This is a genomic window from Streptomyces sp. HUAS 15-9 (assembly GCF_025642155.1).
GTDB lineage: Bacteria > Actinomycetota > Actinomycetes > Streptomycetales > Streptomycetaceae > Streptomyces.
On the sequence record NZ_CP106798.1, the window covers coordinates 3,323,110 to 3,348,728 of the forward strand.

The following is a 25,619-nucleotide window of genomic DNA, read 5'->3' on the forward strand; positions in this document are numbered from 1 at the left end:
GCGGAGCGTCTACGCGTTCTTGAACTCCTGCCGCTGACGCCCGAGTCCCTCGATCTCCAGCTCGACGACATCCCCGCCCCGAAGGAACGGCTTCGGCTCCGGCTGCCCGAGCGCAACCCCCGCCGGCGTACCGGTGTTGATGACATCACCGGGGTACAGGGTCATGAACTGACTGACGTACCGCACGACTTCCGCGACCGGAAAGATCTGCTCGGCGGTGTTCCCGTCCTGCTTCAGCTCACCGTTGACCCACAGCTTCAGCGACAGACGCTGCGGATCCGGAACTTCGTCCGCCGTCACCAGCCAAGGCCCCAGCGGATTGAACGTCTCGCAGTTCTTCCCCTTGTCCCAGGTACCGCCCCGCTCGATCTGGAACTCCCGCTCGGACACGTCGTGGGCGACCGCGTACCCCGCGACATGCGCGAGCGCCTCCTCGGCCGACTCGACGTAGCGGGCCGTACGCCCGATGACGACCGCCAGCTCCACCTCCCAGTCGGTCTTCTCGGACCCGCGCGGCACCAGCACCGTGTCGGTCGGCCCGACGACGGTGTCCGCGGCCTTGAAGAAGATGACCGGCTCGGCGGGCGGCTCGGCCCCCGTCTCCCGGGCGTGGTCGTGGTAGTTCAGCCCGATGCACACGATCTTCCCGATCCGGCCCAGCGGCGCCCCGATGCGCAGCCCGGTCGCGTCGAGCGCGGGCAGTTCCCCGGCCTCGGCGGCGGCCCGGACCCGGCCGAGCGCGGCGTCGTCGGCGAGCAGCGCCCCGTCGATGTCGTCCACGATCCCCGACAGGTCCCGCAGGGTGCCCTCGGCGTCGAGCAGCGCGGGCCGCTCCGCCCCAGCCGTACCGACTCGCAGCAGCTTCATGGTCACAATCTCCCTCGATCGCGAACGCCCCGCCGACGGGTGCAGCCATCGGAGGACTGGTCGATCCTCCAAGGTCGAGGTCCAGTCCGCAACACCCGGTTCACGTACTGGACCGTAACCGGGCGGTGCTCAGCGATAGAGCACCGCGCGCTCCACGGCGCTCCAGGTCGTGCTGGTCACGACGTACAGCGCGGCGGCCAGCGGCACCACGGCGACGGTGACGATCGTCAGGTACGACATGAAGGGCATGATCCTGCCGACCGCGGCGAGCCCCGGCACCTGCTCGCCCCCGTCCCCCACCGGCACCGAAGCGCCGACGCCCGCCATCCGCTTCGTACGGACGTAGTTGAAGGTGGCGACGGCGGCGACGACGGCGAAGAGGGCGAGGTAGACGAGCCCGTCGCCGCCGAAGACCCCGCCGTCACCGAGGGCGTCGGCCCAGCGCCCGCCCAGCGGGGCCGCGAACAGCTGATGCGTCAGCAGCCCGTTGCTCTCCCCGCCGATCGTCGAGTTCGAGAACAGGTGGTAGAGGAGGAAGAAGGCGGGCAGTTGGAGGAGGCTGGGCAGACACCCGGACAGCGGTGAGACCTTCTCCTCGGCGTGCAGCTCCAGCACCGCCTTCTGGAGCTTCTCCGGATTCTTCGCGTGCTTCTTCCGCAGCTCGGCGACCTTCGGCTGGAGCGCGGCACGGGCGCGCTGACCGCGGGCGGCGGCCCGGGACAACGGATGCACGAGCAGCCGTACGAGCGCGGTGAACACGACGATCGCGGCCGCGGCCGCGGAGGCGTGGAAGAGCGGCTGGAGCAGATCGGCGAGTTGCTCGACCAGGTTGGCGAAAACGGACATGGGTGAGCCCTCCGTGGGTCTCGTCGTGCCGGAGTGATGCGGGATGGCGGCATGGCGGCATGACGACCCGCGCGGGGTCACCTATGTGTTTCGGGGGGTGATCGCCCTACGCGGTGGTCGCCGGGAGGGCCTGTCCGGGCGCTCGGGGACGTGGCCGCCCCGAGGCGTCGGGATCGCGTTGCGGCAGGAAGGCCGTACGGCGGTCGCGGTCGCGGATGGCCGTACGCACCCGGGTGGGCGGCACGGCGGGCGCGCAGCGGGCGGCGATCAGGGAGCAGAGGGCGAGGGCGGACCCGGCCGCGGCGGTCGCGGCGAGCGCGACGGTGGCGGAGAGGGTGCCGGTGTCGAGGAGCGCGATGTCGAGCACCAGGAGGAGCAGGACGGCGGCGGGACGCGGGGATGCCCAGCGGCGAACCATGGCCTGCTCCTCCTTTCGACGACCTGAACGCGCGTGTACTCGCGCTGCTTATGCGTGTCCGGTCTCAAGGGGCTCCAACAAGCGCTTGGGCTTGAGGAGCGCCCGGCTGACCGGATCGGCCGGGTCGGGATCGAGTCCAGGTCCCGGCGTAATGAGGACGTCCGCGGGGGGTACGAAGGTTCCACACGCGGGGCATTCGCCGTACGACCCGAGTTCCGTACCGCACTCCGCGTGCCGGAAGTAACGCAGCTGGGTCTCGCTGAAGTGCTCCCGCCCCCAGAGCGCGAGCGCCCGCAGCGCCGGCCACAGGGCGATGGCGCGGTCGGTCACGACGTACTCGTCCCGTGGCGGCGACTCCTGGTACCGGTGCTTTTCGAGGATCCCCTCCTCGGTGAGCGTCTTCAGGCGGGCCGAGAGGACGGCACGCGGGATGCCGAGGTGGACGAGGAAGTCGTTGTACCGCCGGACGCCGTAGAGCGCGTCGCGCACCACCAGGAGCGTCCACCGCTCGCCGACGATCTCCAGCGCGCGGGCGATCGAGCATTCCTGCGTCGCGTAGTCCTTGCCCAGTGCCATGGCGTCCACCTTAGCCACTTTCCGAAATGTTGGTTCAATGACCGAACCGACGGTGTTACGGTACACCCATGACCAGGTTCAATGAAAGAACTCTCCAGCACGCGGCGACGAACACGGCCCCGAAGACGGAAGCACCCCCACACCCTGGGGCCACGCACCCCCGGGCCACGCTCGCCCTGACCAGCGCCGCGACGGCGGTGTCGCTGATGACGTACACGGCCCCGGTGGTCACGCTCCCCGGCACGGTGGCCGCCCTGCACACCTCCGTCTCGGCCCAGGCCTGGCTCCTGAACGGCACCCCGCTGGGCCTGGCCGCCCTGCTCCTGGTGGCGGGCAGCCTGGCCGACGACTACGGACGCCGCCGGATCTTCCTGCTGGGCACGCTGGCCCTCGGCCTGACCACGGCTCTCAGCGCCCTGTCCACGACGACCTGGGTGTTCACCCTGACCCGCATCGCCCAGGGCGCGGCCAGCGCGGCGATCCTGGCGAGCAGCCTGGGCCTGCTGGTGGCCGCCTTCCCGAGCCCGCGGGGCCGACTGCACGCGACGGGCGTGTGGGGTGCCTTCGTCAGCGGCGGCATCGCGGTCGGCCCTCTGGTCGCCGGATCCCTGCCCGGCTGGCGGGTGGCGTACGGCGTCCTGGGCGCGGCGACCCTGGTCGTGGCCGGGCTGGCCGTCCGCCCGCTGACGGAGTCCCGCTCCCCTCGGGGCGGCCGTCCGGACCTGTTGGGCGCGCTGACCTTCGGTCCGGCGCTGGTGGCACTGGTCGCGGCCCTGACCCTGGGCCGCGACGGCTGGCTGCGGGCACCGGTGGGGCTGCTGTTCGCGGCGGCCGTCCTCCTGCTCGCGCTGTTCTCGCTGGTGGAGCGACGGGTGAGCACCCCCATGATCGACCTGGGCCTGCTGCGCCATCGCCGCTTCCTGGCGTCGTCGGCGGCCGGCCTGTTCACGGGCCTGACGGTGATCGGCCTGTTCAGCTTCCTCCCCGCCGTGCTGCAGCAGGCGCTGCACATGTCCGCGATGAACACGGCCTGGCTGTTCCTGCTCTGGTCGGGCCTGTCCTTCACGGTGGCCCTGCAGGCCAAACGCCTGGCGGGCCGCGTGCCCCCGCGCCTGCAACTGGCCATCGGCTTCCTCCTGCACGCCGCCGGCGCCCTGACGATGCTCGGCGCGATCACCGCAGGTTCCTGGCCCCGCCTGATCCCCGGACTGATCCTCGGCGGCATCGGCAGCGGCCTGCTGAACGCCGCGCTGCCGCTGCTGGCGGTGGAGTCGGTACCGGTCGCGCGAGCGGCGATGGGCTCGGGCGCCCAGCAGACGTTCCGCTACATCGGCTCCTGCGCGGGCGTGGCCCTGACGATCGCCCTGGTGACGTCCTCCTCCGGCGGCTTCGGCCAGGGCACGAACGCGGCGATCGTGGTGTCGGCGGCGCTGGCCGTGGTGGGGGCGGGGAGTGTGGTGGCGCTGCGGGAGCGGGGATGATCGACCGTCGTTGTGCTCCTCACGCTTGAAGGCTCCTCGGTCGGGCTGACTACGACCGGGGCCGCATCGAAGTCAGCTTCCCCCACACCACCATCCGGTACCTGGACGTGAACTCCGGGGTACAGGTGGTCAGGGTGATGTAGTAGCCGGGATCGTCGTAGCCGTACGCGGGGCGCACAACGGAGCGCGGTACGGGCCGTATCACGCCCGAGTCCCGGGACGAGGTCCGCGGAAGGATCTTGTCGATGCTGTACGTGTACGTCGCCGACCTGGTCTTGACCTCGACGAGGTCCTTCGGCCGCAGCCGCGGTAGATACCGAAAGGGCTCGCCGTGGGTGTTCCGATGCCCCGCGACCGCGAAGTTGCCTGCCTGGCCCGGCTGTTGGGTGCCGGGGTAGTGACCGACGTACCCCTTGTTGAGGACGTCCGGCTTGCTCACGCCCTCGGCGACCGGCACGCGCAGGTGGAGTCGGGGGATGGTCAGGATGGCGTACGCCTGGGAGCTTCGCGGAAGCGACGAGCCGACGGTGACGTACGACCGCTGCCGCCCGGCCGCTCCCGTACCCGTACCGGTTCCCCTTCCCGACGGCGGAGCGGCGGACTCGGCGGAGGGCTCCTGTGCGCCGGCAGACACCTCGGAGGAGTCGGAGAAACCACCCCCCGCCCCCCACTCCCGCTCCAACGCCTCCACCTTCCGCTCGGCTCCCCGCCGGGCCTCCCGGTTGGTCCACCACAACTGATGCACGACCAGCAGCAGGAGTACGACCCCGACGGTCACGAGGACCTCACCCCCGGCCCACACCGCCCGCCGGCGCCGCGCACGCCTCCGCCGGCTGCTGTGCTGCACCACGCGAACGACGGAAGCCCGCATACGAACGCCTCCCCTACCCGGCCCGGGACGCCGCCCGCACGATAAGGCGCACGACTCCAACTCACCAGAGCCGTAAGCCTTCCTGGCGGATGCCGGCCGACATCAGCCACCGCCCCGGCCCCGCCCCCACAGGAATCCGGAAATCCTGACGACTCCGTAGCTCTGCGGCTCTGCCGACCAGCGCATACCTCTCCCCATGTCATCGGTCGGCAGTACGGTGTCCCCCATGCGCCCCGACACGCCTGCCGAGAACGTCGACCACACCGCCGAAGCGGCACGCCTGGAGCGGACCGCCGGCCTGTACCCCGCGGACGCCGAGGCCCTGCTGCTGCAGTCCGCGGCCCACCTGGAACTGGCCGGCAACCGCCCCGCCGCGTCCACGCTCTACGACCGCCTGCTGTCCACCCCGGACACACTGGAGAACCCCCACCTGGTACGGGCCCTGAAGGCCTCGAACCTCTGGGAGTACGGCCATGAGGCCGAGGCCCGCGCGATCATCGACGGAGTCCGCGCGTCCGCCCCGCGGGACGCGGCCCCCTGGGTGATCGTCGCCGAGGCCCTGGAGTCCCACGACGAGCTGGAGGCGGCGCAGGCCACGTTCACGGAGGGGACGACCCTGCTCCTGACGGACGTGACGGAACCCCCGTACTCGACCCGCCCCCTCCTGTTCGGCCGCCACCGGGTACGCCGCATGCTGGGCCTGCCCCACGACGACTGGGACGCCCTGGCCGACACCCTGCACTCCTCACCGGTGTCCCTGGACGAGCTGCACGACCCCAAGCGGGTGTGGTCCCTGGGCTCGGACAACCCGGCGGAACTGGAAGCGGAAATCTCCCGCCTCCGAGCGGAACTCGGCGCCTACCGCGAGGCCCTGTCCCGCCCCTTCCCGGTCGCCGTCCTGCACTGGGCCCAGAGCGAACTGGCAGAACTGGTGGAGGCGTACCCCTCCCTGGCGACGGAGTACCCGTCCCGCGAGGACCACCTCACGACGATAGAGGCCTCGCTGCGGGAGCTGGCGTCCTCCGGGACACCGAACCTGGGGATCGTGACGGGAACGGTGCCTTCTTATGAGGCGTTCGCGGCGTCGGAGGGGTCGTCGCCGGGGGACGTGACCTTGCTGCCGCAGTATGCGACGACCTTGGCGGCTCGGGGGCGGGCTGTGGCTTGGCCTCCGCAGAGGGGAACGGAGTGTTGGTGTGGGGCGGGGCGGCAGTACCAGGATTGCCACGGGATCCCCGAAGCCTGAGACCGGAGGCGTCACGCCCCCGGGGCCCGCCACCCTGGAACGCATCCAGGACATCGAGCGTATTTGTTCTGATCCCGTTACTCCTTCACAACTCGCTCACGATAACGTCACATATGACCAGCTGAACTGGCATGCCCGTACGCATCCCGGGCATGTCCCGCCCCGCGAGGAACACCTGCATGCCGCCCTACCAGCCATCTTCGGAGTGGCAGTTCGACGTACCCACGAACGGCAGCAAGCGGCTCCCCCCGGCGGCCAGGTCATTCGAATCGCTCGCGCACCAGGGCTACGGCTTCGAGGCGGCCATCGCCGACCTGATCGACAACTCGATCGACGCCGGAGCCCACAACGTCGTCGTGAGCTTCCTGCGGGACACCGGTGAGCGCGGCGGTCGAGACCGCCTCGTCGGCCTGCTCGTCATCGACGACGGCCACGGCATGGACGAGGCGGGCCTCGACACGGCGATGACCGTCGGCGGCCGCGAGACGTATGCCACCGGTGCCCTCGGGCACTTCGGCGCCGGGCTGAAGGCCGCATCCCTCTCGCACGCCGATGCGCTCACCGTGATCAGCCGGACCAAGAGCAGCCCGTCGGCCGGCCGCCGTTGGCTCACCGCCCGCGCGCAGGCCGACTTCACCTGTGACATCGTCGACGCGACGTACTGCCAGAGCCTGGTCGACCGCTACGACGGGATCATCGGCTGGCACGGCACGATCGTGCGCTGGGACCAGGTGCGCACGTTCGAGACCATCACCACCGGTCAGACCGACCGCTACCTCAATGACGCGATCGAACGGCTCGAGACCCACCTCGGTCTCTACCTCCACCGGTTCCTCGCCCGCGACGGCTTCCACGTGGACATCGTCGTCGAGGACGTCCACACCCGGGAGGAACTGGACCACCGGGGTGTGGAGCACATCGACCCGTTCGGCTACCGGGTCCCGGGCCGCCCCGGTTATCCCCGTACGTACGTCGCGCCTGTCGAGGGCGTCGGCGACGTCGCGCTCACCGCGCACATATGGCCGCCCAAGTCACCGCTCGTCGCGTACCGCGGCATCGGTCCGCTCGCCGAGCGCCAGGGCTTCTACCTCTACCGCAACGACCGACTCGTCCAGGCCGGCGGCTGGAACGACACCCGGAGCCCGGAGGGCCACCTCGCCCTCGCCCGCATCGCTGTCGATCTGCCGCCCGAGCCCAACGACGTGTTCGCCCTGACCGTCAAGAAGGACGGCGTCCAGGTCACTCCGGCGTTCGCCCGAGGACTGGAGAAGGCGGCAGCCCCGACCACCGACCACACCTTCTCCGAGTACGTCCACGATGCCGAGGCGGCCTACCGCGAAGCCGCCAAGCGGCGCACCGAGGTCAAGCGCACGGCCGTCATCCCACCCGGCAAGGGCATCGACCCGAAGCTGAAGCGGACACTGCGGGACGAACTACCTCAACTGGAGGGTGATGAGCCCATCACCTTCACCTGGGCCAGGCTCGACGTGCCACCCGGCGTCGACCCCACCGAACTGCTCTTCACGATCGACCACAAGGAGCGCCAGGTTGTCCTCAACAGGGACTACCGGCACGCCTTCAACGGCGGCCGACGCGGGGGCTCCAACGACGCCCCGGTCCTCAAGAGCCTTCTCTATCTGATGCTCAACGAGATCTTCCAGAAGGAGCGCGTCTGGGCCAACCAGACCGACAAGGTCGCTCTGTGGAACAGCGTGCTCGTCACCGCGGTACGGGCCGAACTCGCCCGCGCCGAGGGTTAGTCCACCCTCTCCCCCAGATCTTCCCGCACACTCAGAGAGGCCACCCAGCCGCCGTGACCGTTGAGAACACGCCCACTCCCGACCATCTCACCGACCTCCACGGCGAGGTCCTCGACGCGATGAGCCGACGCGGCCCCAAACACTTCGCCAAGCTCGCCTTCGTGCTCGCCGACACCGACGAACCGGCGGACACGGACGTGTCCCGGTTCCGCGACCGCGTCCTGGCCGCGGAACCCGGCGACGAACTGCTCGTCCTCTGGCGCCGCAAGCTCACGGCGTGGGACTTCGAACAGTCCCCCACGTGGTCGGCCACCGCGCCTCGCACCCGGGAGCGCCGCGCCGAGGTCTACGACAAGCTCGCGTTCGGCGCGGATCTGCGCAAGGCGCTCGACGCGGCCGTGCCGGTCCACGAAGAACCGGGACCTGTCACCATCAGTCGCGAGTTTCAGCCCTGGTACACCCGGGAGCAGGCGGCGAACCGCTCCTTCTACTGGGCTTCGTACGAACGGCTGCTGCGCCGCAAGGGCTGGAGCGACGCGGCGGTCTCCGGTCTGGACGAGGCCGCCCATGCGGTCGTGGAGCGGCTCGCCGACCCCACCCGTGACGACCCTTACGGCGCGCGCGGACTCGTCGTCGGCTACGTACAGTCCGGCAAGACCGCCAACTTCACCGGCGTCACCGCCAAGGCCATCGACGCGGGCTACCGCCTGGTCATCGTTCTGGGCGGCACCCTGAACCTGCTGCGCGGCCAGACCCAGCGCCGGCTCGACATGGAACTGATCGGCCAGGAGAACATCCTGGGCGCCGCCGACCCGAACGACCCGGACGCTCTGGTCGGCATCGACTATCAGGACGACGAGGACTGGCCCGCGAAGTTCGTCTCGTTCGGTGCCCGCCCCTCCACGCTCGGCGCCTTCGACATCGAGCGTCTGACCTCTCGCGACCGTGACTACATGGCACTGGAGCGCGGCATCAGCGCCCTGGAGTTCGAGAAGCCGGACCGCACCCGTCCCCTGTACGAGTCGGCGAACCTGCATGCGGCCCGAGCCCGCGTCATGGTCGTGAAGAAGAACAAGTCGGTACTGGAGAAGCTGGTCAAGGACCTCAAGAAGATAGGCCCGATCCTCGGCGAGATACCGGCCCTGATCATCGACGACGAGTCGGACCAGGCCTCGGTGAACACGACGGACCCGAAGAAGTGGGAGGCCGGCACGGTCACCCGCACCGCGATCAACGGCCAGATCAGCAAACTCCTCAAGCTCCTGCCTCGTGCCCAGTACGTGGGCTACACGGCGACCCCCTTCGCCAACGTGTTCATCGACCCGGGCGACGAGGAGGACCTCTTCCCGCGCGACTTCCTGATCTCCCTCCCCCGTCCCACCGGCTACATGGGCGTTCAGGACTTCCATGACCTGGACACTGTCGACGACGGCGAGGGCGAGGCCGAGAAGACGCATGTCCGAGGCATCTACGACTCCACGGGCGACCGCCTCCAAGAGGCCTTGGACGCCTTCGTCCTCACGGGCGCTCTGAAGCTCTACCGCGCCGATCACGGTGTCCCCTCCGGCCCGTTCCGGCACCACACGATGCTCGTGCATGAATCGGTCCGCATGGCCGAACACGCCGCGCTCGCCCTGCGTATCAACACCATGTGGCACAACGCGGCGTACACGGGCCCGGAAGGCCACGCCCGTCTCACGTCCCTCTTCGAGAGGGACTTCCACACCTACGCCGAAGGCTCTCTGCCCACACCCACGGCATACGGCGACCTCAAGCCCTACGTCGCCGAGGCCCGCCGCCTCATCAACAAGGGCGGCACGCCGGTGATCGTGGTCAACGGAGACAGCGAACGCGACTACGCCCAGCCCGACCTGGACTTCGACCGCACCCCGAACGTATGGAAGATCCTGGTCGGCGGCACCAAGCTGTCCCGGGGCTTCACGGTCGAGGGTCTGACGATCACGTACTACCGCCGCACGACCCAGCAAGCAGACACCCTGATGCAGATGGGCCGCTGGTTCGGATTCCGGCCCGGGTACCGGGACCTCGTCCGCCTCTATATCGGCCGCGAAGAGGCTCTCGGCCGTGGCCGCAACACCAAGACAGTGGACCTGTACGAGGCCTTCGAGGCAATCTGCCGCGACGAAGAACTCTTCCGCGCCGAACTGGCCCGCTACGCCCACTTGGTGGACGGCCGACCCCAGGTCACCCCCGCCCAGATCCCGCCGCTGGTGGCCCAGCACTTGTCCTGGGTGAATCCGTCGGCCCGCAACAAGATGTTCAACGCGGAGCTGGTGGAGGTGCGGTCGCCGGGCAGGCCGATCGAGCCGGCGGCGTACCCGCAGGACGCCCAGATGACCGTACGGAACGCCGAGCGCTGGAGGCCCGTCCTCGCAGCGGTCAGCGGCACCTCGACAACCTGCGTTCTGCGACCGGATACGACCTCACCACTGCCCCGCAGCTTCCAGGCAGCTACAGCGGTCATCCCCCACGACCAGCTCCTTTCTATCCTCAGCTCGCTGGAGTGGGAGGAGGGCAACGTCCTCGCCCCACATCTGACCTACCTGTCCCAGCTAGACGGACGCCTGGCCAAGGTCGACGACTGGCTGATCATCGCTCCGCAGCGCACACTGCGCAATCGGATCGAGGCAACCGTGCTGGGACAGGGCCCCTTCTCCCTGTTCCGCCGGGGCCGCCAGTCCGGAAAACTGTCCTTCGGTCGTATCTCGGGTCTGGAGCACCGCTTGTACGCACAGCAGCTGATCGACCGGCCCGACTCAGACTCCGCTGGAGGCAACGTCCCAGCCCTGGGGGTAACTCGTGGCGTCGTCATCCTGTATCCCGTCGTCGATGCCACCGAGGACGACGAGGTGAGTGCGGTTATCGCGAACGGAACGGCCGCACCTGACAGGGTCATCATGGCGTTCACCGTGATTCCGCCGAAGTCCGCCATCGACTCGGCACGGCAGCTCGTGCGCTTCCAGGCGAGGGACTCCAGTCGTCCGGATGCCGTTATCGTCGATGCATCCTGAGACACCACAGCTCCACGCGTGACGGATGACTCACCGACGAAGGACAGCATGCTTCCTTTCGAAGAAGCCGACATCAGAGCCGCTGCTTCGGTGGCTCTACGGCGGGCGGCGTCCGGGCCGGACTCCGAACTGGACAAGGTCTACAAGCACATCAAGGCGCTCGACCCCACAGGCCGACGGTTCGCCAGAGTTCTTCGCAACACGATCGACCAGCTGCTCAACGGGGAGGTCACCGGACGCTATGACTGGAAAACGCTCTTCAAGACCGAGAAAACCCATGCGGGGACTCTGGTAGAGATCAATTTGCAGCGTGAGTTCGAGTTCGCGGACGGCGACACGATGGACTACCAGATCGCCGGTGTCGACGTGGACTGCAAGTACTCGCAGCAGTTCGGCGGCTGGATGATTCCCCCGGAGGCGGTAGGCCACCTCTGTCTGCTGGCTTGGGCAGACGACTACAAGTCGCTGTGGAGCGCCGGCCTCATACGGATACGCAGTGAGTGGCTGAACACGGGAAACAACCGGGACCTTAAGCTCACCATCAAGGCCGGCCAGCGGGACAAGATCCAGTGGCTGTGGCGCGATGAGGAACTCCCCGAGAACGTGATCCTCCACATGGACGCCGCGGACCGGGACGCCGTATTCGCCGCAGGTTCGGGCCAGCGGCGCTTGAACGAGCTCTTCCGACGCGTACAGAGGCGACGCATCGGCCGCAACGTAGTACGCACGGTGGCCCAGCAGAAGGACTACATGAAGCGAGTCCGCGGCAACGGCGGCTGCAGGTCAGCGCTGAGGCCCGAGGGAATCCTCATCATGGGTGACTATGCCAGCCATCGCGAGATCGCCGGCCGACTCGGTCTCCCGCTTCCTGAGGAAGGCGAATTCGTCAGCGCCCGGGTGGTCCCGGCAAGACCTCATCACGAAGGCGCCGCACGCGTCCCCCTGGATGGGAGGGAATGGGTCCTCGCCCGGCCAGACGATGCCGTTGAACCCGCCCCGGCCCTGCCCTCACACACCAGACAGGACTGACCATGAACGCGCCGTTCGCTGCCTCCCTTCTCGGCTGGAAGAAACTGGAGAAGACCGGGAAGCTCGTCCCCAACAATGCGGACTCCGACAGTGATACGTCCAAGCTGCTCGCGAAACACACTCTCGAGGCGCTCGGAGTGGAACCCGATGTCGTGCTTCCCAGCGCGCCGGACAGCCTTGGCCCCGCATTGGAACACGCGGTCTGTGATCACCTGAAAACCGCGCTGCCCGCTGAGGCTCCGGAACGCATATGGCATGTTGACCACAAGAAGACCGTGGCCGACTTCGCGCAGTATGAGCACCTGGACAGAGTGGCCAAAGCGGTGCGCGAGAACCCTACTCTCCGTGTTGATCTGGGCCGCGATTACCTCATCAAGCCCGACGTCACGGTAGGCATCACGCATCTCGCGGCAGAGACCGGCATCCGTCCTCATCTCCATGCGGCGGTATCCTGCAAATGGACAATCAGGTCAGATCGCGTACAGAACGTACGCCATGAGTTCCTCCAGATGATCAGGCACAGGCGCGGCCGACTCCCTCATCTGACGGTGGTCACCGCAGAGCCCATGCCCAGTCGGCTCGCCTCGATCGCCCGCGGGACGGGAGAAGCCGATGCCATTTACCACGTAGCCTTCGACGCCCTGAGAATCGCAGTGGCCCAAGTCGGCAACACCAAGCAAAGGGATGATCTCAGCGAGATCATCGAACAGGGCCGTCTCCTCCCGTATGGCATGCTGCTGCCGACCCTGTCCGGCTGGTGACTACTCACTACAGATGACTACTCCTGCCTCCGAACCAAATCAGCCCCAGGCCGCGTGGACGCCCCCCGAGGGCTCATGGGCCTCGTCCGCCGCGCGCCGCCGCAACATGCAGGCGATCCGCAGTCGCGACACAACTCCGGAGCGCCTCATCCGTCGGCTGGTACACGCTCAAGGTCTGCGATACCGAGTGGCGGCCCGCCCGCTCTCAGACCTTCGCCGCACCGCCGACATGGTCTTCCGGCCCACGAAAGTAGCCGTCTTCATCGATGGGTGCTATTGGCACGGCTGCCCTGATCATTACGTTCCTCCGAAGACCAACCCTGGCTACTGGTCCGACAAAGTGGCCCGGAACGTCACCCGCGACCGCGATACGGATGAACGTCTGCGGGCGGCCGGCTGGCTCGTCTTGCGGTTCTGGGAGCACGAGTCAGCGGAAGAGTGCAGTGCGGCAATCTGCCAAGCAGTGACATCAAGGCGCCCAGCGGTGCCAAACAGCAGGCCCGACACTCTTACTGAGCGAGAGAGACCTTGAGCACGGTCCGAGCCGTGACGTTGTCGCCGATCCTCATGAACTCATAGGCAACCTCTGCAAGTTGACGTCCATCTCGGCTGCCTTGCGCATACTCAAGAATCAAATCTGCCTCAGGACACAGCCCGCTCGCTCGGCACGCGACCACCGCGTTCGCCACTTCCGCCGGGCCAGCTACCAGGCCAACATGCCTCAGGATGCCGGCGACATCCTCGGCTCTTCTGGTCTGCTTCAAGGCCAACAAGTTCACCACCGGGGGCCACCGCCCTTGGCTGTGTTGCCGGTCCTCCTCCTGTGGGGGGACCGGCAACACCGGTGACTGGCAGTTCACGCAGAGGAGAGCCGGCGGTTCACACGCCTTCAGCCGGAGATTCTCGAGTTCTTCCCAGGTGACCGGCATGCGGGCACGGTCCCTCCCCGCGGTGGACTCCGCCAGGTCGTACAGGGCACGGACCACATCTCGCTTGGGCTTGCCTATGCGCGCGTTGAGCAGGTCAGAGAGCGCGCTCGGTGAGGTGTCACAACTGCGGTTACGCCCGGCCAGTGCCTGATGTGTATGCCTCAGCGAGAGCCCGATCACTGGCATGAGACCGCGCAAGGCCCTGGCCAGGGCCCTTCTCTCATCCGGAATTTCTTCCTCCAGTTCTCTGAAGTGGCCAGATCGCGGCACGCCAGCTCCTTGTGTTCTCACGGCATGGAATCAGCAGCATTCGACAACAGTGTGCCGCCGCCCATCCACAACTGGTGCCTCATATATGTCCGGATGCACATCTGGACACTCAATCACTTCCAATTCAGACGGACTTAGAGTTCGGTTGTGCCAACGGGCCACTGTCAGGAATCAACCATCCTGAGCAGCAGTCAGGCTGGCCCACTCACGCTCTGCGAGGTGGCGGATGAGCACGACCTTGCCTTCGTGGCAGGACAGCAAACTGGGCACGATGAAGCGCGCCGCACTCTGGCTCGTCCAGGTGGTCAGTGAAGGGAACATCTTCACCAAGGCTGAACTGCGTGCGGCGTTTCCGGATGTGGCCCAGATCGACCGCCGCATGCGTGACCTCCGGGATTTCGGGTGGAAGATCGACACCAACCGCGAGGACATCGACCTCGGCGCTAACGAGCAGCGCTTCGTACAGCGCGGCGCCCCCGTCTGGGAGCCGGGCCGCGGTACTAAGCCCAAGAGCGCCATCACCGTGACTCAGCGCAGGGAGCTGCTTGCTAGCTACAACCACAAATGCGGTTCATGCGGCGCTGCCCCGGGGGACGTGTACGCCGACTCGGAGGTCACGGCTCAACTCGACGTGGCGAAACGGGAAGTCCTGCTGCCGGACGGCACGAAGACCCTCCAGTACGTCGTCGAATGCAACCGCTGTCGCGTCGGTGGCATAGGTTCCGCATACGACGTGTCGGCCTTGCTCTCCGAGGCCGCCTCACTGCCCTCGCTCGAACTCGACATCCTGAAGTCTTGGATCAAGAAGGACGCTCGGACGTTCAGCTCCGTTGAGGACGTCTGGGCTAAGTACCGGGCACTGCCGGCCGAGGCACGTGAAGCCTTTCGAGATGGCCTGAACTAGGCGCCCGCCGACGCCCCCACCAACAGTCCCCCCAGTTCACTCCTACGAGAGGTACCAATGCCGACGGACTTCGGCGTCCCCCCGATCTCTGAAGAGAACCGCGCCCTGGTCGAGCAGCGGCTCCAGGACGCGCGTGCCGGTGACGCAGTGCCTGAAACACTCCGCGTGGAGTTCCGGGGCCGCCCTATTCACGTCGAAGTCATCGACATGCCGGTGGACCGGCTCTATTACAACCCCGCAACGCACAGGATCAGCGCGCAGCGCGCCCACGACCCAGTACAAGAAGAGGAACTGACGAAGGATCACTGGTCGGACGCCGGCCAGGGCTATCTGCACCACCTGCTGACAGCGATGCCGTCTGACCCTCACCAGCGCGACCCAGACTTCGACAAGCTGATGGAGAGTCTTCGCGAACACCGCCAGAACGAGCCGGGACTCATCTCTCGCGAAGGTGTTCTCGTCAACGGCAACACCCGCCGGGCCGCGCTCAAGGAACTGGGTGTCCAGTCCATCCGCGTGGGTGTACTGCCGGCCAGCTGCAACTGGGACGATATCTGCTCAGTCGAACTGTCGTTGCAGCTCAGGCCGGACCAACGGCGCGAGTACTCCTACATCAACAAGCTGATGGCCATTGAGGAGCAAATCCGCCTGGGGCTTCCTTTCGCGGCCATCGCCAAGCTGTTTCAGACTTCAACACCCGCACTGGAACGGGACACATGGGTCCTCGGGCAGTTGCGCGACCTGGTCAAGCGCAGCGAGCACGGCCGGATCAAACTGCGTCTCATGGACTTCGAGGACGCTAAGGAGAGCTTCGCCGAGCTGTACCGGACCTATGTCAAGGAGAAGGCCAAGAACAAGGAGAAGGCCGACACACTTCTCGAATACCGACTGGCGGCCATTGTCCTCGATTTCGCCAAGACCGACATTCGTAACATCCGTATCGACTTCCGGGAGAAATACCTGGAACGTCACTTGCCTGAAGGACCCCACACCGTGGCCCCGGAGCCGCCGAAGACGGTCTCCATCCCTGGTCTTAGTCGTTCCGTGCCGGCACCAAGTTCCGAAACAGCTGGAGCTCGCGCCCTCACTGACATGCTCCTTAGGGCAAAGGCCACGCGGAAGTCCGCGACCACAGTGACCGCGGAAGAGCTCACTGAAGCCAACAACTCCGTGTCCGCGCTGAGGGATGCCTTCGAGGAGTCGATCCACGCCGCTCACAAGGCGATCCGCGACCGGAAGAAGCGGCTTGCGGCTCCCGACCGTGTCAACGCGGCAGTCGACGAACTTCAGCAGTGCGTTACGGACCTGGTGCTAGCGCGGGGCAACAACAGCCTGGACGAGGGCGCATTCGATGACACTCTGATCGCGCTCCGGCAGGCGCTGGCCAAGGTGTCCGCCGAGGCGTCAAAGAGCATCCAACTCCCAGGTGAGGGCCTGTCGTGGCTGCGCGAGGCCGTGGGAAGTCAGCGATGACCCACTCTGACCTCCCCTCTCTCCGTATCACCTTCGACGTCACAAGGACGCGGGCTGTACTCCGTGCCCGGCCAGGCCTTGAGGCGGACTTCGGGATGTTGGCCACCCGAGTGACTCCGGGGGGCCAGCGGGGCCCGCTGACGTCGGATGCCGATATGGACAGTTTCCTGTCCTCCATTGGCGAACTGGCGGACTGGCCCTACGTTGACGTCGAATGGGAACCTGAGCTGGCCACCCTGGTCACGGGCGTTCTTGACGACGCCGAAACCGTCCAGGACCGGCTGAGCTCACCAGCTAGCGACGTCCAGCGGGCACCAATCACACCAGAGGATGTCCCTGCACTGCTGGGCGCAGGCTGGCAGGCGGACCTCACGTCATTCCAGCTCCGGGATATCGGAGGACTGCTGTCCCTGGGCCATGGTGCGAACTTCAGCGTTCCAGGAGCCGGAAAGACCCGCACGGCGCTGGCAATGTTCAGCGCCCTCCGTGAGCGAGGCGAAGTCAGGCGCCTGCTCGTCATCTGTCCCAAATCAGCATACGAAGCCTGGCAATTCGAGGGGGACGCCTGCTTCAAGGAGCCCCTGCTGACTTCCGTAATGGACAACGGATCCCTCGACCCCGAAGCTGATGTCCTCCTGGTCAACTACGAGCGGCTGTCCGGCTCCGTCAGCCGTCTTGCAGAGTGGCTGCGCTCGGCACCGGCGATGTTTGTACTCGACGAAGCGCACCGCATGAAACTCGGAGCCCGCGGCACCTACGGTTCTGCCTGCCTATCGCTTGGGCCGCTGGCCCGACGGCGCCTCATTCTCACTGGGACGCCGGCCCCCAACGGTGCCCGGGATCTGGAAAGCCTGCTCTCGTTCGTCTGGCCAGGACGCGGAAAGCGGCTCGTCGTCGAAGCTGTCAGCGGTGGCGATCTCGCTTACGCGAGCCAGGCTCTGCGTCCGCTGTTCACTCGGACAACGAAGAAGGAACTGGGTCTCCCTCCATTCGAACCGCTAGTCCGCTACGTCGAACTTCCCCCACTGCACCGCGATTTGTACAACGCGCTCAAGGGGGACCCATCCGCTCGCCGAGGTGACCTGGCCTCTCTCGGCAAGGCAGCGATGCGCATGCTGATGGCTGCGATCAGCCCGGCTCTGCTGGCTCCAAGCGACACCCCCTACGACCCGCTCGCCTTTCAGCTTCCGGCGCTCGACGTCTCCGATGGCGACTCCCTGCATACGCTGCTCCAGCGGCTTCCTCAGCACGAACTCTCACCCAAGTACGCGGAAACCGTTCGAATCGTCGCAAGAAACGCGCGGGTCGGCCGCAAGACACTGGTGTGGTCTGGCTTCATCCGAAGCCAGAAAACCCTAGAGGAGCTACTGGCACCACATGCCCCAGCTTCCGTTTACGGCGCCACCCCTACCCAGGACCGGGAAGCTGAGCTCAGCCGCTTCCGCGAGGACCCGTCGTGCATGGTCCTGATCTCCAATCCCGCGACCCTTGGTGAAGGCATCAGCCTTCACCAGGTCTGCCACGACGCCGTGTACGTGGATCGCGACTTCATGGCTGGCCGCTTCCTCCAGAGCCTTGACCGCATTCACCGGCTGGGGCTGCCTCCGGACACCGCGACGCGCGTCACCGTCCTGGCGGCCCGGGGCACGATCGACGAAATCGTCGCCATGCGTCTCGAAAAGAAGCTGCACTTCCTGGGCAGCGTGCTCGACGACCCTGCGGTGCGCCAACTCGGCGATCTCCAAGAGGAGGAGACCACGGGTCTGGGCATGGACGCCGATGACATCCATGCCCTCCTCACGCACTTGGACAGTCGGCTCCCATGAGGGGCGGCTGATATGCGGGACCGCTCCGGCGCGCTCTCGCTGCTCAGCCGACCTCAGTCACCGACTGGTGTCACGCTTGCGGTCGGCCTTGAGCACCTCAATGATCGATTCGCCAATGGCCTGCGCGACGGGAGGCGGAAACGCGTTCCCGACCTGCCGGTACTGGGCTGTCTTGCCCCCCTTAAAGTCCCACTCCGTCGGAAACCCCTGAATGACCGCGGCCTGTCGAACAGTGAGCATCGGACCGTCGGCACCGAACAGATCGCGGTTTTCAGTGCCGGTCGGCTCACCGTTCTCTGGCTCGTTGGCCACGCCCATGCCCGAGACCCCCAGCGCGCGCCATGCCTTCTTAGCCCTGCTAGGGCCGAGGTCGGCGCCTCCGTGTTTCTTGGAGCCGCCGACAAGTGTGGGAGCTACGTCCTTGCCAGCGTCGTCCTTCCACTTCTCGAACACCCGCTGTGCCTCGGCGGCCCGAGGCCCTCCCTCAAACGGCTTGATGCGCTCCTTCATCGTTTCCTCAAGCGCATCGAAGACGGTGACCCTCTGGGCGCTGGGTGCCGGAGCTTCATACTTCAGATCCTTGAGGACGTCCTTCCGGATGGCGACGAGGATGGAGCGGGGCCGAAGCTGCGGAACACCGAACTTCTCCGCCTCGTAAACCTTCCACCCCACAACCTCATAGCCGGGCAGTCCGTCGTCGTCAGGCTCCATCTCCTCGAGGCTGGCCTGGATTCGGGACCTGTAGTCGTCGAACTTGGCATCCATGAGGCCACGGACGTTCTCGATCATCACTGCCCGGGGGCGGATGAGCTCGGCCAGCTCCAGGATGCGCGGGAAGAGATCACGTTCATCGTCCTCGCCGAGCTGCTTGCCAGCGTGAGAGAAAGGTGGGCACGGGACGCCGCCGGCGAGTAGGTCAACCTCACCCCGCCGATACAGACCAGCACTCTTCTTCAGGTCATGCTCCGGATCAAACCCAACCACGTCTTTGCAGAGGACATCGCAGTTGTCGCGCTCCCAGTCCCACTTAGGGTGTACCTCGATGTTTTCGCGCAAGGTGGCCGCCGCGTACTTATCGATCTCGACGAGAGCAAGGTGTCTGAAACCGGCCAAGTGCAGTCCAATCGCCTGTCCGCCAGCACCGGCACAGATCTCGATCGACGTGTAGCCCTGGTCAGTCCCCGTCATGGCCCCTCCTCTTGCACGAATTCCAGTGACGCCTCATACGGCAGCCATCACAGAGGGTGACACGACCCACTGACATTGCGACTCGACACGGCGGCACACACCAGTGTGCGGCATCCTCTGTACCACCTTGGTCACCAACAGCATGGCGATTTCGAATGCTCGTACGATACCGGTCTGGCGAGAATCAACCGGACGCATGACGAGCCGTTGCTGGCCTGCGCGCTCGTTGTGGACACCGGCCGGCGCGAGCTGCGGCCAGCCGACAAGCGGGTGCGGAACCTGTCCAAGATCCACAGGAAGCTTCCATGGCACGATGACGCGGCGGCAGATCCGACATTCCGCTCTCCTGGCGGCGCCAGCCGCCAGACGGGCGACTCCGTGACAGTCCGTGCCAGGTATCACGGGGTCGTCACGAAGGGCGGCCAGCTGTCCCGCGATGTGGTGGCCGACTTCACAGAGCGCACCGACGTGATGGGCTCCGCCGCCCAGGAAGGCGAGACGAGCTTGGCACGCGAGGGGCAGCTCCCCAGACACTGAGCCCTCTACCGTGAGCGAAACAAGCCCCTGTGCGACCGGAAGATCCATGCCGTCCTGGAAGAGGGCGTCCTTCTGCGGTGCGAGGTGTGCTCGTTCGACTTCACTGCCGCCTGCGGCAAACCGGGAGACGGCTACATCGAGGTCCACGACAGCCTGCCTCTCCACATATCGGAGGTCACCTAGACCCGGATGGCGGATCTCGCCCTCCTGTGCGCGAACTGCCACCGCACGCGCCACAGGATTTTCCGCGGAGAATCCTGGCGCACCCCGGCAGTCCTCCGGAGGCAGATACGGAAGTCCATTCAGACGCTGCCCCACTAGGCCGCGTCCACTTCGGCTTCGTACTGCATTTGAGCACGGTCGAGGACGTCGTCTGGGTCGAGTCCACGAGCGGCTGTCCAGTGGAGCAGGTCAGCGATCAGCTCGATCGCTGACTCCTCGAGACCAATGTCTCGCCCGCTCCCCCGAAGCGGAGCACCACGGCTGGGCCCCTGATAGCCCTCAAGCACCTCGCCGGCACGCACGATGCGTTGGCACGCCTGGCCTGGGCTGATCGAGATCTCACACCAGACCGCCTTACCCACCGCAGTCAACACTGTGCCCCAGTCCAGTGCCAGCGCCGCGAGCAGGTGCAGGCCACGACCGCACTCCGCGTCACAGTCCGCCGTGTTCGGTAGCGGCATCGCCCGGCTCTTGTCGTGCAGTTCGAGACGCAGCCGCTCCCCGCGCCACTCAAGGATCAGCGTTGCTGAGGCGCCTTCGCCGACGTGCTTGACGACGTTCGTTGCCAGTTCGGTAACAAGCAGTTCCGCTTCGTCAGCAGCCACGGGCATGCCCCACCGGCTCAGCTGCGATACCGCGGCTCTCCGAAGCAGGCGCACTTCTGCTGGTGCCGCCTCAAAAGGCAGGACACAGCGGAGTCGGGGTTCGGTGACTTCGTAGCCAGGCATGTGGCCACTCCTCCCTCCCAGGCCACGCACATGCTGCACCTGTCGTGTCCAGACGACTGCGCTGCGTAGCGATCTCGGCACGAGCATGGCATAGAGAAGTCTCGCTATGTAACTTCTCACGCGAATCCATCGAGTGAATCTGATGGTGGGGTCGCCTCGCGGCTGCCTAGCCTGTTGAGGATCTCCGGGCTGACCGCCCGGATCATGGCGAAGGAGTCGCATGTCCGAACGGACCACAACCCGCCGCCGCCAACTAGGCGCGATGATGCGCAAGTTGCGCGCCCGCAAGGGACTCACTCTTGAGGAGGCCGGGCGGCTGGTCGGTGTTTCCAAGGCTACGGTCAGCCGGTACGAGACTCAGGCCGGACCGGTCAAGTGGCTCGTCATCGATGCGTTGTGCCGTGAGTACGAGGCAACCGACGCCGAGCGCAGGGCCGTTGTTGGAATCGCCAAGGACGCCAAACAGCAAGGCTGGTGGAGCTCCTTCGCAGACTCCATTCCCGAAAGCATGAACCTGCTGCTCACTCTTGAGGACGAAGCGGTACGCGAGAGCCACTTCTCCTGCGTCTACGTCCCTGGCCTCTTGCAGACGCGTGCCTACAGCACTGCGCTGCAAAGGGCCAACGAAGTTCCGCTGGAAGAGGCGGAGATCGAGCGGCTGGTCGACATCCGCATGAAGCGGCAGGAGATCCTCACCCGCCCGAAGCCACCGCGCTTGTGGGCGATCCTCGACGAGTCCGTCATCCGCCGCGTCGTCGGGTCACCTCAGACCATGAAGGAGCAGCTCGATCGGCTGCTCGAAGCGAACAACTCCCCTCACATCACCCTCCAGGTACTGCCCTTCTCCAAGGGAGCCCATGCCGCCGCGCTCGGAAGCTTCGTCATCATCGGCGGCCCCGAGCCGGCCCTCGACGTGGTGTATGTCGACTTCCATGCAGGCTCCCTCTTCCTGGAGAAGGACGAGGAACTGGACCGATACAGACTTGCGTTCGAGTACCTTCAGGCACAAGCGTTGGACATGGAGGCTTCCTCCGCCCTGATCCTTCGCGCCCTCAAGGAGCTGTGAATGCCTGGGAGTCCCCAGCCCGAGTCCGAGCCTAGGTGGTTCAAGTCGTCGTACAGCGGCGGCAACACGACCGAGTGCATAGAGGCGGCGTTCGTCCCGTTTGGTGTGTTCGTAAGGGACTCCAAGCAGCCAGAGCTTGGTCATCTGATGGTCTCTCCAGGGGCATGGTCCGACTTCCTGGCGGGCGCGTGCAGAGCTTCCTCGTAATGAAGCCCGATGCGTGTCAGTGGTTCAAGTCCTCCTACAGCGGAGGAAGCGGAACCGAGTGCGTCGAGTGTGCGCATGCCAGTGACCGCACACTCGTGCGTGATTCCAAGCGTGTCACGGGGCCCGTCATGGCTGTTCGAAGAAGCACCTGGCGAGCCTTCATAGGTGCACTGGGTCGAGGTGAACTGCAAGGGTGCTGATGGAGGGCGTCCGTCGCCGTCAATCTCTGACAGCGCCTCCAACCCCGACCACAACGGAGCCAATCCCACTGTGGGCCGCAATCCGATCGCCGAAGCCGATGTGAGAGCGTAGTGAAGCGGAGTGGACCAGCCGGCAGTTGTCGGAACATGCGCGCATCATCCGCCCGGTCACTGGGGCCTAATGGCGCCAAGACTCCCGCGTAGCGCCGCCACAGCCCCCGTATATGTCTCCCGGGTCAGATCCGCGAGCCCCACACCGAGTTCGACGAGGACATGGTGGATGTCCTCCACGGCCGCGCTCACCTCATCCGCCTCGACCAGCGTCTCCACCTCGACAAACGTTCCGTCGATCTCAGGTACACGTACAAGCGTGGCCAGCATCTGCCGTCCGCGCGCCTCGAACGCGTAGTTCCGGCAATGCTTCTCGAGGGCGATGTGCTCGACGTAACCGAGGCCACGCAGGATGGCGTGCGCGGCGGCCTCGTCTTCGACTCGGGTCTCGTGCTCGGGTTTGGACCGGGAGTCCTCGTCGATCGGGGCGTCCTTGAAGGTGAGGACCGTGCGTGTACCTTCCGCGCCATGCACCGTCCGTACGCGCAACTCTCGGTCGGCCTTTTCGAGTGAGCCGTCCGGACGGTCGTAGTACGTGTCCTGGTACACCTCAACGCGTGCCATGGCTCGCTCGTCGAGTCGGCGCGTGATCGCCTCGGGCGACCGGACGCGAGCCTTCAACTCCGCCTCGATCACTTGTCATCCCTTCTCCCACTCCGGCCACCGGATCCGCTGCATTCCAGCACGAGCTGAGCCGGGCAGGGGCACCTCTCGTCGTGTTCGATTGCGCGCAATCCGTTCCTGTACCGCAGGATGCGCAATCTGCTGCAATCCATGCACACAACCAGGGCACGTACTCGCATCCTGGATCTCCAACCAGCCGAGATGGAGGGCAACATGGCGCTTAGGTTCATGGGCACGACGAGCGACGACGGGGACTGCCCCACGCTCTACGACATCGAGGGCACGGACGAGATCCTCGTGCAGGGCGAGCGGGAGACCGACCCGGAGCACCTCACCCAGCTTCGGGACGTCAAGGAGTCCGAGACATTCGTCCGTGTTCCGCGCAGCCTGTTGACCCGCTACGCGCCCAGGGGCGACGCTCCCGAACTCCAGCCGTTCGCCTCGATCTCTCATCTATTCCGGGACTTCAAGCACTCCGCTTGGCGCCTGGAAACGCGGCGCGGCTACGCCTCCGACCGCAACAGCCCCAAATGGCGGCGCTTCCTCGCGGGAGAGGACATCGCTCGCGACCCGGACAACGCCTGGCGTGAGAACGTCCGCGCACAGACGGCGCAGGGCAAGCGGTTCGAGCGCGTCCGCCTCGTCGACGAACCACCGACCCAGGGACAGCAGTTCCTGCTCACCAGCGCACCCGGCAACGTCACGGCCGGTGAGGACATCCGCAATCTGACCCGCACGAAGGCGCAGGAACTGCGGCTGCCGGAGCACGACTTCTGGCTCTTCGACTCAAAGCTCGTCGCCCGCTTCGCGTTCGACGACGAGGACGTCACCCTGGGTGTGTACGTCACCGAGGACCCTGCGGAAGTCCTCGCTGCCTGCCAGGCTCGTGATGCCGCCTGGCATCACGCCGTGCGTACCGAAGAGTTCGCCCTCCGGGTACGTTCCACCATGTGAGTACGGACTACCAGACCGCCAGAGAAGCCCTCGGTGCGCGCCTTCGCGAGCTGCGCGCCGAGGCCGGTCTGGAAGGCAAGGAACTTGCCGCCAAGCTCGGTTGCCAGCCTTCGAAGATCTCCCGACTCCAAAACGGCAAGCAGACCCCCACGGTGGTCGACCTGACCGCCTGGGCGAAGGCCTGCGGCCGGCCGGACGTCGAGGCCGAGCTTCAAGGACTTCGAGCCGGGCTGGAGATGAAGCAGCGCCACCGCTCCTGGCGACGCCAGCTGGCTGGCGGACACCGCGGCCGCCAGGAGATCGCCGTACGCGAGACCGAGGCCACGAAGGAGATCCGTGGGCTCGAAGTGTCGCGCGTTCCCGGGCTGTTTCAGACGCCTGAGTACGCCCGGGTCATCTTCGATGCAAACGCCGAGTTCCGAGGCATCCCGCCCACCACAGAGGCCGCCGTGGAAGCCCGGATGCGCCGCCAGGAGGCGCTGTACGACCCCGAGAAGACGTTCAGGTTCCTCCTGTGCGAGGCCGTCCTGTACCACCGTTCGTGTCCCGTGGACGTGATGGCAGAGCAGCTGGATCGGCTGTACAACCTGGTGGGCCAGCGTCGGATCGAACTCGGCATCCTCCCGTTCGGTGCTCAGCTGCGCCGTACGGCACCACACGCCTTCTGGATCTACGACCGCAGGCTGGTCATCGTCGAGACCATCAGCGAAGAGCTGTGGCTCACCGACGAGGACGACATCCAGCTGTACGAACGGGCATGGGACTGGCTCGCCGAGTCCGCCGAGTACGGGGCAATGGGACGCCGTCTGATCGGCCGTGCGAGGGCCTCTTTGGACCGCGCGTAGGCAATCAGCCGCAAGCACAGGATCCGCGTGCGCAATCACGCGCAATCGCTACGCGGGTAAGCAATTGCACTGCCTAACGTCCTGGTCATGGCAATGCCCGACACGACCTTCGCTCAGGCTCCGCAACCGAAAGCAGCGGGGGCCCTCTTTGTTGACCGGCCATTGATGACTCTGCGTGTCTCTCACGACTCCGGGCAGACCTGGGAACCCGAACAGGCCGTGTTCGAGAGTGACGGCCTGGCCCCCTTGGTCACCTCGGAATGGCCGCCTTGCCAGTGCGCACGCTGCGCTCGACGCGATGGGGCCTCCAACCGCTGAGAGCGGTTTGCTTCCCCCTCCACGAACTCCCGCCCGTCACGGGTGGCGGCGGTCAGTCATGGCCGTGATCAGCTGAGCAGGAAGGTGCAGTGATGCTGGACGGAACCAAGCTGTACGGGCTCGACATCAGCGGGGCCTCCTTCGTGAAGGCGTGCGGAGGTCCCTGCACCGAGGGATGCGTGACCCTGGCGCGGATCGGCGACGGCGCCTGGGCACTGGGTGACAGCAAGCGGCCTGAGGCGGAGCCGCTGCGGTTCACAACGGAGGAACTGAACGCGGCCGGCATCGACCCGGCGCGATTCGGCATGTCCGTCTGACCCTCCCCTCTCC

General features: G+C 66.3%; 26 protein-coding genes. 17 read left to right on the forward strand and 9 right to left on the reverse strand.

What is annotated here, in order from left to right; translation table 11 throughout:
• Positions 1-9: 9 nt before the first annotated feature.
• The 4 genes from N8I87_RS15190 to N8I87_RS15205 all read right to left on the reverse strand — a co-directional run bounded on the left by N8I87_RS15190 (position 10) and on the right by N8I87_RS15205 (position 2,707).
• Complete coding sequence (locus N8I87_RS15190) at positions 10-867, reverse strand: fumarylacetoacetate hydrolase family protein (RefSeq protein ID WP_263209125.1); 858 nt, start codon at positions 865-867, stop codon at positions 10-12.
• A 129-nt stretch (positions 868-996) separates the two neighbouring features.
• Positions 997-1,713: a YidC/Oxa1 family membrane protein insertase gene (locus tag N8I87_RS15195; RefSeq protein WP_263209126.1), complete on the reverse strand. Its 717-nt coding sequence runs from the start codon at positions 1,711-1,713 to the stop codon at positions 997-999.
• Between the two features lie 106 nt (positions 1,714-1,819).
• Entirely contained in the window at positions 1,820-2,131 is a 312-nt protein-coding gene (locus tag N8I87_RS15200; RefSeq protein WP_263209128.1) for a DUF6412 domain-containing protein, read from the reverse strand.
• Between the two features lie 48 nt (positions 2,132-2,179).
• Positions 2,180-2,707 (reverse strand): winged helix-turn-helix transcriptional regulator, encoded by a 528-nt coding sequence (locus tag N8I87_RS15205; protein WP_263209129.1) that lies wholly within the window; start codon positions 2,705-2,707, stop codon positions 2,180-2,182.
• A gap of 68 nt (positions 2,708-2,775) precedes the next feature.
• Between N8I87_RS15205 and N8I87_RS15210 the strand changes: the two genes are divergently transcribed.
• On the forward strand, positions 2,776-4,188 hold the full coding sequence (locus N8I87_RS15210; RefSeq protein WP_263209131.1) for an MFS transporter: 1,413 nt from the start codon (positions 2,776-2,778) through the stop codon (positions 4,186-4,188).
• A gap of 49 nt (positions 4,189-4,237) precedes the next feature.
• On the opposite strand, the gene N8I87_RS15215 is transcribed toward N8I87_RS15210, so the two are convergent.
• Complete coding sequence (locus tag N8I87_RS15215; protein WP_263209132.1) at positions 4,238-5,059, reverse strand: class E sortase; 822 nt, start codon at positions 5,057-5,059, stop codon at positions 4,238-4,240.
• Between the two features lie 226 nt (positions 5,060-5,285).
• On the opposite strand from N8I87_RS15215, the gene N8I87_RS15220 reads away from it, so the two are divergent.
• The 6 genes from N8I87_RS15220 to N8I87_RS15245 all read left to right on the forward strand — a co-directional run bounded on the left by N8I87_RS15220 (position 5,286) and on the right by N8I87_RS15245 (position 13,419).
• Entirely contained in the window at positions 5,286-6,305 is a 1,020-nt protein-coding gene (locus tag N8I87_RS15220; RefSeq protein ID WP_263209134.1) for an SEC-C domain-containing protein, read from the forward strand.
• Between the two features lie 179 nt (positions 6,306-6,484).
• Entirely contained in the window at positions 6,485-8,065 is a 1,581-nt protein-coding gene (locus N8I87_RS15225; RefSeq protein ID WP_263216476.1) for an ATP-binding protein, read from the forward strand.
• A 119-nt stretch (positions 8,066-8,184) separates the two neighbouring features.
• Positions 8,185-11,097, forward strand: a complete 2,913-nt coding sequence (locus N8I87_RS15230) for a Z1 domain-containing protein (RefSeq protein ID WP_263216478.1) — start codon at positions 8,185-8,187, stop codon at positions 11,095-11,097.
• 18 nt (positions 11,098-11,115) lie between these two features.
• Positions 11,116-12,126: a NaeI family type II restriction endonuclease gene (locus N8I87_RS15235; RefSeq protein ID WP_411577229.1), complete on the forward strand. Its 1,011-nt coding sequence runs from the start codon at positions 11,116-11,118 to the stop codon at positions 12,124-12,126.
• Positions 12,127-12,128: 2 nt separating this feature from the next.
• Entirely contained in the window at positions 12,129-12,887 is a 759-nt protein-coding gene (locus tag N8I87_RS15240; RefSeq protein ID WP_263209135.1) for an NgoMIV family type II restriction endonuclease, read from the forward strand.
• A 106-nt stretch (positions 12,888-12,993) separates the two neighbouring features.
• Positions 12,994-13,419 (forward strand): very short patch repair endonuclease, encoded by a 426-nt coding sequence (locus tag N8I87_RS15245; RefSeq protein WP_411577230.1) that lies wholly within the window; start codon positions 12,994-12,996, stop codon positions 13,417-13,419.
• Here the strand turns inward: N8I87_RS15245 and N8I87_RS15250 are convergent.
• A complete protein-coding gene (locus N8I87_RS15250) occupies positions 13,397-14,086 on the reverse strand; it encodes a hypothetical protein (protein WP_263209138.1) in 690 nt (229 codons plus the stop codon). The two genes, N8I87_RS15245 and N8I87_RS15250, sit on opposite strands and share 23 nt — an antisense overlap.
• Positions 14,087-14,312: 226 nt before the next feature.
• On the opposite strand from N8I87_RS15250, the gene N8I87_RS15255 reads away from it, so the two are divergent.
• Genes N8I87_RS15255 through N8I87_RS15265 form a run of 3 tightly spaced genes read left to right on the forward strand, consistent with a single transcriptional unit; the run spans position 14,313 to position 18,289 of the window.
• Positions 14,313-14,990: a KpnI family restriction enzyme N-terminal domain-containing protein gene (locus tag N8I87_RS15255; RefSeq protein WP_263209140.1), complete on the forward strand. Its 678-nt coding sequence runs from the start codon at positions 14,313-14,315 to the stop codon at positions 14,988-14,990.
• A gap of 57 nt (positions 14,991-15,047) precedes the next feature.
• Entirely contained in the window at positions 15,048-16,463 is a 1,416-nt protein-coding gene (locus N8I87_RS15260; RefSeq protein ID WP_263209142.1) for a ParB/RepB/Spo0J family partition protein, read from the forward strand.
• Positions 16,460-18,289 carry a DEAD/DEAH box helicase gene (locus N8I87_RS15265; RefSeq protein ID WP_263209144.1) on the forward strand — a complete coding sequence of 610 codons (1,830 nt, stop codon included), beginning with the start codon at positions 16,460-16,462 and terminating at the stop codon, positions 18,287-18,289. Before N8I87_RS15260 ends, N8I87_RS15265 begins: the two co-directional genes overlap by 4 nt.
• Before the next feature lie 57 nt (positions 18,290-18,346).
• On the opposite strand, the gene N8I87_RS15270 is transcribed toward N8I87_RS15265, so the two are convergent.
• Complete coding sequence (locus N8I87_RS15270) at positions 18,347-19,477, reverse strand: DNA cytosine methyltransferase (RefSeq protein ID WP_263209146.1); 1,131 nt, start codon at positions 19,475-19,477, stop codon at positions 18,347-18,349.
• Positions 19,478-19,552: 75 nt separating this feature from the next.
• Between N8I87_RS15270 and N8I87_RS15275 the strand changes: the two genes are divergently transcribed.
• Positions 19,553-20,014, forward strand: coding sequence for a hypothetical protein (locus N8I87_RS15275; protein ID WP_263209147.1), 462 nt, complete (start codon positions 19,553-19,555; stop codon positions 20,012-20,014).
• Between the two features lie 317 nt (positions 20,015-20,331).
• Here the strand turns inward: N8I87_RS15275 and N8I87_RS15280 are convergent, their stop codons facing one another.
• Positions 20,332-20,964, reverse strand: coding sequence for an ATP-binding protein (locus tag N8I87_RS15280; protein ID WP_263209149.1), 633 nt, complete (start codon positions 20,962-20,964; stop codon positions 20,332-20,334).
• 220 nt (positions 20,965-21,184) lie between these two features.
• On the opposite strand from N8I87_RS15280, the gene N8I87_RS15285 reads away from it, so the two are divergent.
• From N8I87_RS15285 to N8I87_RS15295, 3 genes are read left to right on the forward strand one after another with little or no spacing between them, the layout of a single operon-like run.
• Positions 21,185-22,030, forward strand: coding sequence for a helix-turn-helix domain-containing protein (locus N8I87_RS15285; protein WP_263209151.1), 846 nt, complete (start codon positions 21,185-21,187; stop codon positions 22,028-22,030).
• Positions 22,031-22,237, forward strand: a complete 207-nt coding sequence (locus tag N8I87_RS15290; RefSeq protein ID WP_263209153.1) for a DUF397 domain-containing protein — start codon at positions 22,031-22,033, stop codon at positions 22,235-22,237.
• The gene (locus tag N8I87_RS15295; RefSeq protein WP_263209154.1) at positions 22,237-22,437 is read left to right on the forward strand and encodes a DUF397 domain-containing protein; all 201 of its coding nucleotides are present in this window, start codon (positions 22,237-22,239) and stop codon (positions 22,435-22,437) included. The genes N8I87_RS15290 and N8I87_RS15295 overlap by 1 nt, the downstream gene beginning before the upstream one ends.
• A gap of 168 nt (positions 22,438-22,605) precedes the next feature.
• On the opposite strand, the gene cyaB is transcribed toward N8I87_RS15295, so the two are convergent.
• On the reverse strand, positions 22,606-23,184 hold the full coding sequence (gene cyaB / locus N8I87_RS15300) for a class IV adenylate cyclase (protein ID WP_263209156.1): 579 nt from the start codon (positions 23,182-23,184) through the stop codon (positions 22,606-22,608).
• Between the two features lie 201 nt (positions 23,185-23,385).
• Here cyaB and N8I87_RS15305 point away from each other — a divergent pair, with 201 nt between their 5' ends.
• The 3 genes from N8I87_RS15305 to N8I87_RS15315 all read left to right on the forward strand — a co-directional run bounded on the left by N8I87_RS15305 (position 23,386) and on the right by N8I87_RS15315 (position 25,606).
• Positions 23,386-24,126 carry a DUF6879 family protein gene (locus N8I87_RS15305; RefSeq protein WP_263209158.1) on the forward strand — a complete coding sequence of 247 codons (741 nt, stop codon included), beginning with the start codon at positions 23,386-23,388 and terminating at the stop codon, positions 24,124-24,126.
• Positions 24,123-24,971, forward strand: coding sequence for a helix-turn-helix domain-containing protein (locus tag N8I87_RS15310; protein ID WP_263209160.1), 849 nt, complete (start codon positions 24,123-24,125; stop codon positions 24,969-24,971). Before N8I87_RS15305 ends, N8I87_RS15310 begins: the two co-directional genes overlap by 4 nt.
• Positions 24,972-25,381: 410 nt before the next feature.
• The gene (locus N8I87_RS15315; protein WP_263209162.1) at positions 25,382-25,606 is read left to right on the forward strand and encodes a DUF397 domain-containing protein; all 225 of its coding nucleotides are present in this window, start codon (positions 25,382-25,384) and stop codon (positions 25,604-25,606) included.
• The last annotated feature ends 13 nt before the right edge of the window (positions 25,607-25,619 follow it).

Bases quoted from the DNA above. Each gene is read 5' to 3' on its own strand.
- N8I87_RS15190 (WP_263209125.1), bottom strand. From the start codon at position 867: ATGAAGCTGCTGCGAGTCGGTACGGCTGGGGCGGAGCGGCCCGCGCTG.
- N8I87_RS15195 (WP_263209126.1), bottom strand. From the start codon at position 1,713: ATGTCCGTTTTCGCCAACCTGGTCGAGCAACTCGCCGATCTGCTCCAG.
- N8I87_RS15200 (WP_263209128.1), bottom strand. From the start codon at position 2,131: ATGGTTCGCCGCTGGGCATCCCCGCGTCCCGCCGCCGTCCTGCTCCTC.
- N8I87_RS15205 (WP_263209129.1), bottom strand. From the start codon at position 2,707: ATGGCACTGGGCAAGGACTACGCGACGCAGGAATGCTCGATCGCCCGC.
- N8I87_RS15210 (WP_263209131.1), top strand. From the start codon at position 2,776: ATGACCAGGTTCAATGAAAGAACTCTCCAGCACGCGGCGACGAACACG.
- N8I87_RS15215 (WP_263209132.1), bottom strand. From the start codon at position 5,059: ATGCGGGCTTCCGTCGTTCGCGTGGTGCAGCACAGCAGCCGGCGGAGG.
- N8I87_RS15220 (WP_263209134.1), top strand. From the start codon at position 5,286: ATGCGCCCCGACACGCCTGCCGAGAACGTCGACCACACCGCCGAAGCG.
- N8I87_RS15225 (WP_263216476.1), top strand. From the start codon at position 6,485: ATGCCGCCCTACCAGCCATCTTCGGAGTGGCAGTTCGACGTACCCACG.
- N8I87_RS15230 (WP_263216478.1), top strand. From the start codon at position 8,185: ATGAGCCGACGCGGCCCCAAACACTTCGCCAAGCTCGCCTTCGTGCTC.
- N8I87_RS15240 (WP_263209135.1), top strand. From the start codon at position 12,129: ATGAACGCGCCGTTCGCTGCCTCCCTTCTCGGCTGGAAGAAACTGGAG.
- N8I87_RS15245 (WP_411577230.1), top strand. From the start codon at position 12,994: ATGCAGGCGATCCGCAGTCGCGACACAACTCCGGAGCGCCTCATCCGT.
- N8I87_RS15255 (WP_263209140.1), top strand. From the start codon at position 14,313: ATGAGCACGACCTTGCCTTCGTGGCAGGACAGCAAACTGGGCACGATG.
- N8I87_RS15260 (WP_263209142.1), top strand. From the start codon at position 15,048: ATGCCGACGGACTTCGGCGTCCCCCCGATCTCTGAAGAGAACCGCGCC.
- N8I87_RS15265 (WP_263209144.1), top strand. From the start codon at position 16,460: ATGACCCACTCTGACCTCCCCTCTCTCCGTATCACCTTCGACGTCACA.
- N8I87_RS15270 (WP_263209146.1), bottom strand. From the start codon at position 19,477: ATGACGGGGACTGACCAGGGCTACACGTCGATCGAGATCTGTGCCGGT.
- N8I87_RS15280 (WP_263209149.1), bottom strand. From the start codon at position 20,964: ATGCCTGGCTACGAAGTCACCGAACCCCGACTCCGCTGTGTCCTGCCT.
- N8I87_RS15285 (WP_263209151.1), top strand. From the start codon at position 21,185: ATGTCCGAACGGACCACAACCCGCCGCCGCCAACTAGGCGCGATGATG.
- N8I87_RS15290 (WP_263209153.1), top strand. From the start codon at position 22,031: ATGCCTGGGAGTCCCCAGCCCGAGTCCGAGCCTAGGTGGTTCAAGTCG.
- N8I87_RS15295 (WP_263209154.1), top strand. From the start codon at position 22,237: ATGAAGCCCGATGCGTGTCAGTGGTTCAAGTCCTCCTACAGCGGAGGA.
- N8I87_RS15305 (WP_263209158.1), top strand. From the start codon at position 23,386: ATGGCGCTTAGGTTCATGGGCACGACGAGCGACGACGGGGACTGCCCC.
- N8I87_RS15315 (WP_263209162.1), top strand. From the start codon at position 25,382: ATGCTGGACGGAACCAAGCTGTACGGGCTCGACATCAGCGGGGCCTCC.